Source organism: Tabrizicola sp. (genome assembly GCF_036781545.1).
In the GTDB taxonomy this organism is placed as follows: domain Bacteria; phylum Pseudomonadota; class Alphaproteobacteria; order Rhodobacterales; family Rhodobacteraceae; genus Tabrizicola.
The window spans coordinates 1-11,894 of record NZ_DAIQAT010000107.1; the positions used below are offsets into that span (position 1 = coordinate 1).

Genomic DNA, 11,894 nt, shown 5'->3' on the forward strand with positions numbered 1-11,894 from the left:
GCAGCTGCCGCAGGTAGGACGCCGGAGCGCCAACGATGCTGGCAAGCTGGCCGAACGCCCAATGCGTCGGCGCGACCGGTTCCTGCGCTTTCGGCAGCATCAGATGCAACCGCTCGGGGTTATCGCGCGCGGCCTCTACGCGGATGTCCGCCGTCTGCACCACGCGGCTGCGGCTGCGCTCGGAGCGGCCCTTCACATTGGCCCAGAGATCGTCGAGCGACAGATACCGCTCGTCATCGGGCCGGTTGAACCATTCGGACGACACCCGCCCGTTCCGTTCACCCCGGCGCACATCCACCTTCCAGCCACCCGCCCGCGTCGGTGCGACCGGATCCAGAACTTCCACAATGCCCATCAGCGATCTCCCGCGACGGGCGCCGGGAGCCACTCTCCCAGCCCTCGACCCGTCACCGGGAAACCGGCACTCCTCTTACTCTGGCTGACGTGAAGGGCGGAAAGCAGACGTTCATTTCGAACTCTGCTCCTGCCCGAGAAGCAAACATGACTCGATAGTGGCTATAGTGGCCAGATAGATTGCTGGGCAGACAGGTGGCCGGCAGCGCGCTGCAGGACGCCAGGTTGCCAACCTGCCGCACTCTCGTCAAACAGGCGCCTTATTGTCTCGGTAGCGGAAACGAGTGGCGGGACAACTTGAGGGGTTTTTCTGGTATGGGCTGGCTTTCAAGGCTTCTGGGCAGTGGGAATGATGATGTCGGCGGGCAGCAGAACCTCTCCCCAGCGCATCGAGTGATTGCGGCGGACCTTGCGCTGGCATCAAAGACAAAGCCCGAGGTGGGCGAAGGCCTTCTGCGCTATGTGCTGACCGGCGAAGGCGAAGCGGGTGTCGAGGCGCTGGCGAAACAGACGGACCAGTCCTTTGCCAAGTGGGGCTACCAGGTCCAGGTCATCCACAAGCCCGCCGAAGTCACGGGGCGGAATCTGTTCCTGTACCGCAGCGCCGGGGAGGATATTGCCCTCACCGTTCGCTATCTGCGGGCGCTGCATCTGGCCGCAGTTGCACATGCCGGTCGCAACGATTGGAACGATGCGTTCAGAAGCTACCCGCTTGCGCAGCGGCAAATCTACTTTGCGCTCCAGAACACTCTGATCACCGACAAGACCATTCCAGACGAGGAAATGCCGCCGCAAGGCATGACCCGCGACACGGCGTTGGCGATCGCGCGCGCCTTTGGCGGGACCGAGGGCGATCTGCTGCGCGCCATGCTGATGATGCAGCATATGCTTCTCTCTCCGACCGAGGCTTGGCCGGTGACCCAGCGCTTTGCGGCGGCGATGGGGCTGAAGCGCGATATCGGCGAACGACCGGAAGAGATCTGCGCCCACCTCAAGGCATTGAACTACCAGGGGTCAACCGCCGTCGCGATGATGCGGGCAATTGAGCAGATGGACCATCCGAACTACACCGCCTTCATCGGGGACGAATTGGTGGTCGGTGACAAGGACATCCGCAAACGCGCCCAGGGAACGCTTGCCAGCCTGCCCGTTGCCACCCGCGAACGGCTGGTGATCGAACGGCTGGACCACAGCGACCCCAAGGTCAGGGAAGAGCTTGCGACCTGGCTGGCGGGTCTTGGCTCGCCCGGCGCCGAGGCTGCCTTCCAGGCGCGGCTGGAGGTCGAAAAGGCCGGCGCCGTGCGACGGGTGATCGAGGCCTATTTCGCCGGCAAGTCGATGCAGGCGACAGCGACAGAGGCCGACGACGACACAGGCTATACCGCCATTGGCGGCACGCGGATCGCGATTCCGCCGATGCAGGATTTCGCCCCCGGCACTCGGCCGGTCTTTGGCGCAGCAGAGCGGGCAGAACTGGTGGCGTTGATCGAGGCCGACAATGCCAGGCGTCAGGCGCGATACGAGGAATGGATGCGCCGCGACATGAAATGGAAACCTTCGGTCCCGACGATGATCGAGGCCGAGCAGGCGGATTACCTGATCGCGACCCTGAACGGGCAGACACTGAACCCGCGCCCGCCCTATTCGTCGGATTTCGCGCACTTGATGCGCGAGGCCGGTTCCAAATGGTATCGGCGTCAGTTGCTGAGGCTGCCGCAGGAGACTGGGCTACGCGAATTCGCCAGAAGGTCCCTCGAATACATGTCCTTCTACGACAACGAGTCCGCGCCGCTTCAGGCTTATTTGCAGGCGCCCAACATGGACCTGCGGCGGATCGATCAGCTGATGATCGAATTGAAGCCGGACTGGCCCAAGGGAAAGACCCTGGCGACCTTGATCGGAACGAACGACCGGTACAGCCGGGAGGACCGCAGCCGCGAATTCGCCCGGGAAGGCGTGTGGCCGATGGTTGCCGCGAACCTGCACGTGATCGAGGACGCGTTTTCGACCGCGCCCAAGGTGTTCCGCAACCAGTCGCGGCGGAACTCGATCCTTTGGCTTGGGCTTCTGCCCGCGACGCCGCAGCGGTTCCTTGCGCCGCTTCTGGCAATCGCCACCTCACCCAAGCGGGAAAGCCGGGCCGAGGCGCGGGCGCTTCTGGCCGAGGCGCCCGGCATCGACGCGCATCTGATCGATCTCTTGCAGGACAGCAAGGCCGACACGCGGCGGATTGCGGCGGAATGGCTGGGCGAACGGCGGGCCGCCGGGGCCGAGGCCGCGCTGCGCGCCCGGCTGAAGGTCGAAAAGACCGAGGCCGTGCGGGCCGCGATGATCACCGCGCTGGCGCGGGCGGGTGCGGATATCGCCGCCTATGCAGGACCCGCAGCCCTTCTGGCCGAAGCGCAGGCCGGCATGAAGGGCGCAGGCGCCCCCCCGCCCGCCTGGCTGGGGCTGGACCGGTTGGGTGCCTTGCGCTGGCGCGACGGATCGCCTGTTCCCGACGTCGTCCTGCACTGGTGGATCAGGCTGGCGATCAAGCTGAAGCAGCCCGGCGGCAACGGCATGCTGGCCTTGTACCTAGACCAGCTGCACCCCGAGGACGCGGTGGCCCTGGGCCGGTTGATCTTCGATGCCTGGGTCGCGGAATCCCTGGTGACCGTCGTCGAGACGAACCCCTGGATGGGCCCGCGGGAAGTGCTTCACAACGAGTCGTCCGAAACCAAGGGCCTTCTGGCGCTGGCACGCGCCGTGCCGTCGAGCCATGCCGCGGCCAAGACCCGCTGGTATCTCAAGACGCACGGGCCGCAGACGTCACAGACCTCGGCCCTGCTGGAACTGCTGGCGGCGAAGGCCGATCCGCCGTCGTTGCAGGTGGTGCTGTCGGCGGCGAACCGGCTGAAGCAGAAGGGCGTGCAGAAGCTGGCGGGCGAGTTGGTCGCGCGGATCGCCGAGGACAATGACTGGACGCTGGACCAGCTGGCCGACCGTAGCGTGCCGACCCTTGGTCTGGACGAGACCGGCCGGCTTGAGCTTCCCTGCGGCGAGGACCGCAAGCCCTATGTCGCCCGTCTGAGCGAGGCGCTGGAGCTGGTGCTCTTCAACCCCGACGGCCGCCCGGTCAAGGCGCTGCCCGCGGGCGAGGACGAGGCGACGGTCGAGTCCAAGGCGAGCTTTGCCGACGCCAAGAAGACGCTGACGCAAGTCGTGTCGATCCAGCGGGAACGGCTGTTCGACGCGATGTGCTCGGGTCGGGTCTGGTCGGCAGCCGAATGGCTGGGCGACATCCTCGGCCATCCCGTCCTGCGCAAGGCCTGCGAGCAACTGGTCTGGCTGGGGGTGGACGCAGAAGGAAACACCCCGTCGGCCTTCCGCCCCACGCCCGAAGGCGACTTCATCGGTGTTGACGATGCTGCCGTCGACCCCTCCGCCTTTGCAGGGATCCGGCTGGCCCATACGATGCTTGTCGGGCCGACCGCGGATAAGGAGTGGTCGGCTCATCTCAAGGACCACGAGGTCCAGCCGCTTTTTGCGCAGTTCGGTCGGGCGACCCCGGGACCGGTGGCGGTGGATGCCGAAAGCATCGCCGACAGGAATGGCTGGGTCACCGACACCTTCACGGTGCGCGGCCTGGCAAAGAAGCTGGGCTATGATCGCGGCGCGGCCGAGGACGGTGGCCACTTCGGCCACTACCTGCGCCGTTTCCCGGTGGCGGGCCTGATCGCGACGATCAACTTCTCGGGCAACTGCCTGCCCGAAGAGAACGTGACCGCCGTGATCTACGACATGCGCTTCGCGCGCGACCGCGACGGCAAGCCCGGCGGCGAGGTGCCCCCGTCCAAGGTGCCGCCGGTCCTCTTGGCCGAATGCTGGCACGACTATCATGTGGCGGCCTCCAAGGGGGCGTTCGATCCAGAGTGGGAGCGGCGGTCGCCATGGTAGGCGAGGTCCAGAAGCAGCCCGCCGAAATCCGATTTGCCGAGGAGCTGGCGCGCCTCACGGCCTCCGACCCCGGTCCCCGTCCGCCCGGCTGGCGTCTGTCGCCGCGGGCGGTGCGGGCCTTCGTCATCGGCGACGAGGCGCGCGGGGTGACCCGGAAATTCTGGGGCGACGACGCGCTTGTCGACCGCTGCATCGTCTCGGTCATGGGGTTGCAGGGGCTGTTGCTGGTGGGCGAACCCGGCACGGCAAAGTCGATGCTGTCCGAGCTTCTGTCCGCCGCGATCTGCGGCACGTCGCGGCTGGTTGTCCAGGGCTCGGCCGGCGTGGTGGAGGACCATCTGCGCTATGGCTGGAACTATGCACTGCTTCTGGCCGAGGGGCCAAGCGCGCGGGCGATGGTCGCCTCGCCGGTGCTGACGGCGATGCGCACCGGCCAGATCGTCCGGATCGAGGAATTGACCCGCTGCCCGCCCGAGGTGCAGGACAGTCTAATCTCAATCCTGTCCGAACGCACGCTGGCGGTGCCCGAACTTGGCGAAGGGACCGAGGTCCGCGCCGCGCCGGGGTTCAACGTCATCGCCACGGCGAACCTGCGCGACCGGGGCACGCATGAGATGTCGGGCGCGCTGAAGCGGCGGTTCAACTTCGAGACGGTCGAGTCGATCCGAGATCCCGCCTTTGAACGCGCGCTGATCGCGCGGCAACTGGCGGACCGGCTTGCCGACCATCCCGCGATTCCGGCGCCTGCACCGGACGTTCTGGACGTGCTGGTCACCGTTTTCCGTGACCTTCGGACCGGGCGGACGGCGGAGGGGGAAACGGTGGCCCAGCCATCCAGCATCATGTCCACCGCCGAAGCCGTGAACACGGTGCATGCCGCCAGCCTGGCCGCGGCCTACCTGGACGGCGGGCCGCTGACGGCCCGGCATGTCGCGGGGCAGTTGCGCGGCGTGGTGTTCAAGGACGACCCGGAGGATGGACGGAAGCTGCGCGCCTATGTCGATCAGGTCGCCCGCCCTCGCGCCAGGTCCAGCCGTGCCTGGGCCGCCTTCTGCGACGGGACCTGAGGCGTCGCCATGCAGGACCCCGACCGCAAGGACCTGGGGCAGGCGGCGGAACGACTGTTCTCGCCCGGGCGGGGCCTCTGGGTCGTGCCGGTCCGTCACCATTCGCCAGCCTGCGCCTGGGCGCTGGAGGCGCTGATCCGGGAGGTCGCACCCACGCATCTTCTGGTCGAGGGGCCGGACGACTTTGACCGGCACATTGACAACATCCTTGATCCCGGCACCCGGCCGCCCGTGGCGATCGTCGCCCTCACGGAGGTCGAGGGTGCAACCACGCTGCGCACGGCCAGCCACTACCCCCTGACCGCGCATTCGCCCGAGTATGTCGCGCTGCGGGCGGGGCGCGCGGCCGGGGCCCGGCTGCGCTTCATCGATCTGCCAAGCGGCACCTTTCAGGACGGTCCCACGCCAGCCATCGCCCAGCCGTTGCAGGACGACCTGCCCTTCACCAGCGGTGACTATATCGACGCCCTGTGCCAGGCCACCGGCTGCCGAGACGGGCACGACCTTTGGGACCATCTCTTCGAGACGCGCCTTGGCACCGGCACCTGGCAGGAATTCTTCCGCGATGTGGGGGCCTACTGTGCCGGTCTGCGCCAGGCCGCGCCGCCGGATGCGCGGACGCTCCGCCGCGAGGCGCATATGGCAAGGCATGTGCGGGCGGCGCTTGGCGACGGGGCAGCGCCCCGGGTGGTTGTCGTGGTCGGCGGGTATCACGCGCCGGTCCTCTGCGACCCCGAGACCGTGACGCAGGATGCCGCGCCGGGCGCACCGGCAACCTCGTATCTTGTGCGCTACGGCTTTGCGGCGCTGGATGCACTGGGCGGCTATGCAGCCGGTCTGCCCTTGCCCGGCTACTATGATCGGCTCTGGACTGAGGTGCAGGCCACCGGTGCCGCTCCTGCCTGGGGCGCGACCGCGCTGGCGCTGATTTCCGGCCATGCCGAAGCCCTGCGCAAGGATGGGCACCTGCAGCCGGTCCCCACCCTGGTCGAAAGCCTGCGGCTGGCCGAGGGGCTTGCCCGCCTGCGCGGTCGGCCCGGCCCGATGCGGCAGGACCTGCTTGACGCGGCCGCCAGTGCAATGGTGAAGGGCGAGGCGTCGGACCGAAAGCTCTGGACCGCCGACTTCGCCCGCTACCTGCGCGGGGACCGTCTGGGGCAGGTCTGCCGCAATGCCGGATTGCCGCCGCTGGTCGCAGACGCCCAGTCCCGGGCCGCCGCGCTGCGCTTTGCGGTCACGGACAGCACACCGCGAGAGCGGCGGCTGGAAGTGCGTCGCAAGCCTGCACACCGGGCCGCTTCGGCCTTTCTGCATGCGATGGCCATTCTTGAGACGGGCTTCGCCAGGATGACCTCTGGTCCGGATTACATGGCCGGTCCCGACCCGGTGCATCTGCACGAACACTGGTCCGTCGCCTGGTCTGCGCGCGTCGAGGCGCGCCTGATCGAAAGCGCCGCCCTGGGCGACACCCTTCCGTCGGCCTGCGCGGCGCAGCTTTTGCTCGACTATGAGACGCTGGAGGCCGAGGCCCGTCGCGGCGACCTTCCGCTTCGCTGCCGTCTCTTGCTGCGCGGGCTTCTGGCCGGGCTGGGCGGGGAACTCATGCCACTGGCCAGGCGTCTGGCGCAGGACATCGCCTTGTCCCGCGATCCCTCTGCCCTGGCCGAAACCCTTCGACAGCTGAACCTGGTCGCCGTGACCCGCGGGCCGTTGCGGGCGCCCGCCGTGCTGGACATCCGCGCGCTGGTGTCGGCGGCCTTCGACCGGTTGGTCTGGTTGATCGACAGCCTTCCGGGCCTTCCCGCCGACGATCTGCCATCGGCCATCGACGCCTTGCGGCTGGTAAACGCAGTCTTGGCGGGGCCGGGCGGAGAAGCGCTGGATGCCGGTCGGTTTGCCGCGGCGCTTGACCGGCTGGCCGCGTCCAGGGTGCCCCCTGCCCTGCTGGGCGCGGCCTTGGGGCTGGGTGCCTTGGCGGGGCGGCGGACGGAGGCGGAGGTAGCCGCAGCCGTGGCTGGCGGGCTTGCGGGCATGGATCTGGGAGAGGGTCGCAGCGCGCTTCTGGCAGGGGTCCTGCGCGCGGCCCCCGCAATCCTTTGCCGGAATGGCCCGGTCATGGACGCCGTTGACGCCCATCTTGCCCGGATCGACGAGCCCGCTTTCCTGGAACTGCTGCCCGAACTGCGCGCGGCCTTCTCGACCCTGACCGCGCAAGAGACAGCGCGTCTTGCCACCCATGTGGCCACCCGGCACGCCTTGGGCCCGGCCGAGACGACGCTGGACCCTGCCGACGCGGCCGCCCTGCGCAAGGTTCTGGACGATCTTGTCACCCAGGGCCTGGGTGCATGGCTGGCCCAAGCGACGGGAGAACGCGCATGACCGACGCTGCCCGCCGCTGGCGCATGGCGCTTGGACCCGCGGCAAACGGCCCCTTGCCCGAACCCGAAGGCGAGGCTGCCAAGCAGGACGAGGTGCTGACCTGGCTTTACCAGCAATCGCCCTCGGCACGGGGCGGGGGTCTTGGCGGCACCGAACCGTCGCGTCCCGAGGCGCTCCACTGGCTTGGGCGTGTTCGCAAGCTGTTCCCGAAATCGACCTGCCAGCGGATCGAGGCTGACGCGCTGAACCGCTTCCGGCTGGCAGACCTCTTGGCCGACCCCGAGGTCCTGGCGCGGATCGAGCCCAGCCCCGCGACATTGCGGCTTCTCCTGTCGTTGCGGGGCAGCCTGCCGCCGGCGCTGATGGCGCTTTTGCGGGATACGGTGCGCCGCGTGGTCGATGAGATCACCGCACGCCTCCGCCCCAGGATCGAGCTTGCCCTGTCCGGCCAGCGCAATCGGCAGGTGAGGGGCCGCCTTCCGCGCGCCGCCGATTTCGACGCGCGCAGGACGCTTTTCGGCAACTTGCACCGCATCGATCCGGATACCGGGCGGCTGGTCCCGGACCGCCTGTTCTTCCACGGCCGACAGCGCCCGAGCCTTCCCTGGCAGGTGATCCTCTGCGTGGACCAGTCGGGATCCATGACGGACAGCGTCATCCATTCGGCCGTCATGGCGGCGATCCTTTCGGGCTTGCCGGGCATTCACGTCCGGATGGTGCTCTTCGACACCCAGGTCGTCGATGTCAGCGACCGGCTGACCGATCCGTTGGAAACGCTGATGACGGTCCGGCTGGGGGGCGGCACCGATATCGGCGCGGCGATGCAGTACTGCGCCGGCCTTGTCGAGGACCCGGCCCGCTCTGTCCTGGTGCTGATCAGCGACTTTTGCGAAGGCGGTTCGACCCGCCGTCTGGAGACTCAGGTCGCGCAGCTGGTCGAGGCGCGGGTGCGACTGCTGGGCCTTGCGGCGCTGGACGACCGGGGCGACCCGTTCCATGACCACCGCGTGGCCGCGCGCCTTGCGGACCTTGGCATGCAGATCGGCGCAATGACCCCGGACCGGCTGGCCGGGTGGCTGGCCGAGGTGATGACATGACCGCGTCGCCCTGGTGGCTTGGCCTTGACGATGCGGCGCTGGTGGCGCTTGGGTCGGCGGGTCTGCTCCGGCGGGCCAAGGCGGCGCGTGTGGGGACCGTCACGATCCAGGGGGCGACAGCCGAGGTCGAGGTCGAGGGGTTCACCGTGACCCTAGGCGCAAAGGGCATCGGCAGCGCGCGCTGTCCCTGCCCCGCAACCGGCCTCTGCCTGCATGTCATCGCGGCGCTACTGGCGCTGCAATCGGAAGCCCCGGCGCACGACCTGGATGTTGCAGCCGAGATCGCCGACCTCTCCGACGCCGAGATCCTGGCCTTTGCCGGCAGCGACCTTGCGGCAGCCCTGCGCCTGGTCGAGGCCACACCGCCGCCTGACCGTTGCGACAGGGCGGCAAGCCTGACGGTGCGCCTTCCCGGCCTGCTGCATCCGGTGACGTTTCTGGCCGGTGCCGGTCTGCGCGGTGCCGTCTGGAAGGGCCCGGACAGCCGCCGTCGTCTTGCCGTCACTGCTGCGGCGCTGGCCTTGCGCGCGGCGCGCGGTCTGCCCCTGCCAAGGCCGCCCCGGACAGAAGCCACCGCCGAGGGCCTTGACCGGGAACTGCTGGAGAGCATTGCGCGGGAAATCGAGGCTTCGGTTGCGCCGGTCCTTTCGGGCTACGGGGGCCTTGCGTCGGACCGGTTGCTGGACCTCGCGCTCTCGGCCCGGATCGAGTCCGCACCGCGTCTGGCCACCGCCTTGCGGGGGTTGGTCGAACGGGCCATCGGGCTGGAAAACCGGGCAGAAGGGTCTGATGCAGCGGCCTACCTGATCGCTGCGGCACGGGCGCAGGCTTTGGCGCATGCACTGGCAGGACCGGATCCGGATCCCCGGCTGGCCGGGCTGTCGCGCCGGGACTATCGCCCCGGGCCACCGCTGACGCTTTGGCTACTCGGCGCGCGGCGCTGGCAGTCCCCGACGGGCGCGCGGGGGCTTCGCCTGTGGGGCTGGGACCCCGAGGGCCTGCGCTGGATCGCGACCGGGACCGCGCGGCCGGACGGACTGGACGCAAGCTTCGATCCCGAGGCGGCTTACCAGCGCCCCATGCTGGGCCTGCCGTCTGCAATGCAGGCCGTCGGGCAGGCCTTGGCAATCGACGCGCCGCAACTGTCCGACGACCTGCGCCTGTCGCCGGACAGCGTCGCCCGTGTCCTGTCCCGGCCCGATGGGCCATTGCCGGACTGCGCCGACTGGCAGGACCTGCATCACAGCCTGTGGCACCAGATGGGCCCGACCCTCATGCGCGACGGACTGGTGCGGCCTGCGCTTCTGGCCCCGGCGGCCTGCGAAGCGCCGGTTCCGGGCGCGGCCGGTTGGGTCCTGCCCTTGCGGGATCGGAGCAATCGCCTGCTGCCGGTCGAGCTGGCAGGACTGTCCCTGCCCGCGCGGACCGCCCTGTCCCGCATCCCACATCGCGCCCGCCTGCTGGTCGAGACGCGTGAGCACATGGGCCGGTTGCAGTTCACCCTCCTCTCCGTCCTTCATGGGCCGCAGGGCGCGTTGGTCTGGAATCCTACGCTGGATCCGCCGCCTGCCTGGCCAGAGGCCAGTTGGCTGGCCCAGGTCCCGTCTTGGCTTGGCAAGGGACAGAAGGCCGGTGCCAAGCCTGCCACCCGCGCCCTGAGCGACGACCTGTTGTCGGCCGCCCTTGACCTGGGCCAAGGGCAGCATCCGGCCGCCCCGCTGGCCTTGCGCATGGCTTCAAGCGGGATTGACGCCGTGGAGCGACTGCTGTCCCCCCCGGCAACGGCGGCGAAGGCGTTGCGCCTTGCCTGGATCGCGGCCGACTTGCGCAGAACGGAGAACGGATTTTAACCCTGCTGGGCTTTGCAGGCAGGCAACAACCGGCTCTTGCAGTGCCACTCGGAAGGTTGCTCCATGCGCTTCTCAGAAAGTCGCTGACTCAACGACCGGCAGAGGGCCCTGCCCAATCCGACTGCTACAAGTCTCTGGACCGAGTGACCGCTATGGGCCGAAAACGACGGAACCCGGCGGGTTTCCCCGCCGGGCCCTTTCGGGGAAGACCCCGTTCTTTTCAGAACGGGACCTCGTCGTCGCGATCTACCAACTCGGGGTTTTCGTTCTCGGCCGACTTCGGGCGGCTCAGGAAGTCGACCTTCTCGGCGATGATCTCGCAGCCGTAGCGGTCGGTGCCGGTTGCGTCGGTCCACTTGGTGTAGTGGATGCGCCCGTGGACGAGGACCTTCATGCCCTTTTCGCAATGCTCCGCGACCGTCTTGCCGAGACCGTTGAAGCAGGTGATGCGGTGCCATTCGGTGTCCATGACCCGGTAGCCGTTCTCGTCGCGCATCACGCGACCTTCCGAGAGGCGCGGCCGCGAGGTGGCCAGGGTGAAGTTGGTGATCTTCGTGCCGCTTTGGGTCGAGCGCACTTCGGGCTTCTGACCGATGTTGCCGGCGAGGATGACGATGTTCTGCATGGTAAGCTCCTGTGTTTCCTGTCCCTGGGACCGTCCCTTCGACAAGACCCGGAAAAAGCCTGTCGGCTGAGGCGTGCACGGGCGACGGAACGGCGACCGGAAACCTCCAGAGGGCCGGGGTGGAGCGGGCAGCCCCAAAGGGGCAACACGGCCCGGACTGACGCGGGGTTGCGCGCCAGAGGCCGAACAGGCTTAGGGGATTGTCAGTCGAAGGGATGGCACCGGGGATAGGGGCGACCTGGGGCTCTCGCAGAACTCGGCCTTCCTCACCAAGGCAACCGGGTTAAAGCAATTGCGAAACCGCCGACCCGGCAGCTCAAGCCAACCTCATCCCCCTGCCCTATCGCGGCGTCCTCCGTGGGAGTTGCGATGTTGCAGCCTGACGGCTATCCCGGACGCATCATTCAGGACACGAGGGCCCAATGGCTGAATTCAATCTCGAGGCGATGTCGCTCAAGGAACTGCGGCAATTGCAGAAGGACCTCGCCAAGGCGATTTCCACCTATGAGGACCGTCATAAGGCCGAAGCCCGCACCAAGCTGGAAGCCATCGCCAAGGAGATGGGCTACTCCCTCGCCGAACT

Annotated in this window: 6 protein-coding genes and 2 pseudogenes; 6 read left to right on the top strand and 2 right to left on the bottom strand. The window is 68.2% G+C overall.

All coding sequences use genetic code 11. From position 1 onward, the window contains the following. Nucleotides 1–355, bottom strand: a pseudogene (locus V7Q39_RS14585) (DUF932 domain-containing protein); the annotation flags it as partial. A 437-nt stretch (nucleotides 356–792) separates the two neighbouring features. Between V7Q39_RS14585 and V7Q39_RS14590 the strand changes: the two are divergent. The 5 genes from V7Q39_RS14590 to V7Q39_RS14610 are packed head-to-tail and all read left to right on the top strand — an operon-like array spanning nucleotide 793 to nucleotide 10,686. Then, on the top strand, nucleotides 793–4,293 hold the full coding sequence (locus V7Q39_RS14590; RefSeq protein ID WP_333817333.1) for a DUF4132 domain-containing protein: 3,501 nt from the start codon (nucleotides 793–795) through the stop codon (nucleotides 4,291–4,293). Further along, a complete protein-coding gene (locus V7Q39_RS14595; RefSeq protein ID WP_333817334.1) occupies nucleotides 4,287–5,360 on the top strand; it encodes an ATP-binding protein in 1,074 nt (357 codons plus the stop codon). The genes V7Q39_RS14590 and V7Q39_RS14595 overlap by 7 nt, the downstream gene beginning before the upstream one ends. A 9-nt stretch (nucleotides 5,361–5,369) precedes the next feature. Continuing rightward, nucleotides 5,370–7,739, top strand: a complete 2,370-nt coding sequence (locus tag V7Q39_RS14600) for a DUF5682 family protein (protein ID WP_333817335.1) — start codon at nucleotides 5,370–5,372, stop codon at nucleotides 7,737–7,739. Next, on the top strand, nucleotides 7,736–8,836 hold the full coding sequence (locus V7Q39_RS14605) for a VWA domain-containing protein (RefSeq protein WP_333817336.1): 1,101 nt from the start codon (nucleotides 7,736–7,738) through the stop codon (nucleotides 8,834–8,836). Before V7Q39_RS14600 ends, V7Q39_RS14605 begins: the two co-directional genes overlap by 4 nt. Beyond that, a complete protein-coding gene (locus V7Q39_RS14610; protein ID WP_333817337.1) occupies nucleotides 8,833–10,686 on the top strand; it encodes an SWIM zinc finger family protein in 1,854 nt (617 codons plus the stop codon). The genes V7Q39_RS14605 and V7Q39_RS14610 overlap by 4 nt, the downstream gene beginning before the upstream one ends. Before the next feature lie 220 nt (nucleotides 10,687–10,906). Here V7Q39_RS14610 and V7Q39_RS14615 read toward each other — a convergent pair whose 3' ends face one another. Continuing rightward, a complete protein-coding gene (locus V7Q39_RS14615; protein ID WP_333817338.1) occupies nucleotides 10,907–11,311 on the bottom strand; it encodes a single-stranded DNA-binding protein in 405 nt (134 codons plus the stop codon). A 422-nt stretch (nucleotides 11,312–11,733) separates the two neighbouring features. Here V7Q39_RS14615 and V7Q39_RS20620 point away from each other — a divergent pair. Next, nucleotides 11,734–11,894, top strand: a pseudogene (locus V7Q39_RS20620) (transcriptional regulator); the annotation flags it as partial.

Bases quoted from the DNA above. Each gene is read 5' to 3' on its own strand.
- V7Q39_RS14595 (WP_333817334.1), top strand. From the start codon at position 4,287: ATGGTAGGCGAGGTCCAGAAGCAGCCCGCCGAAATCCGATTTGCCGAG.
- V7Q39_RS14600 (WP_333817335.1), top strand. From the start codon at position 5,370: ATGCAGGACCCCGACCGCAAGGACCTGGGGCAGGCGGCGGAACGACTG.
- V7Q39_RS14605 (WP_333817336.1), top strand. From the start codon at position 7,736: ATGACCGACGCTGCCCGCCGCTGGCGCATGGCGCTTGGACCCGCGGCA.
- V7Q39_RS14610 (WP_333817337.1), top strand. From the start codon at position 8,833: ATGACCGCGTCGCCCTGGTGGCTTGGCCTTGACGATGCGGCGCTGGTG.
- V7Q39_RS14615 (WP_333817338.1), bottom strand. From the start codon at position 11,311: ATGCAGAACATCGTCATCCTCGCCGGCAACATCGGTCAGAAGCCCGAA.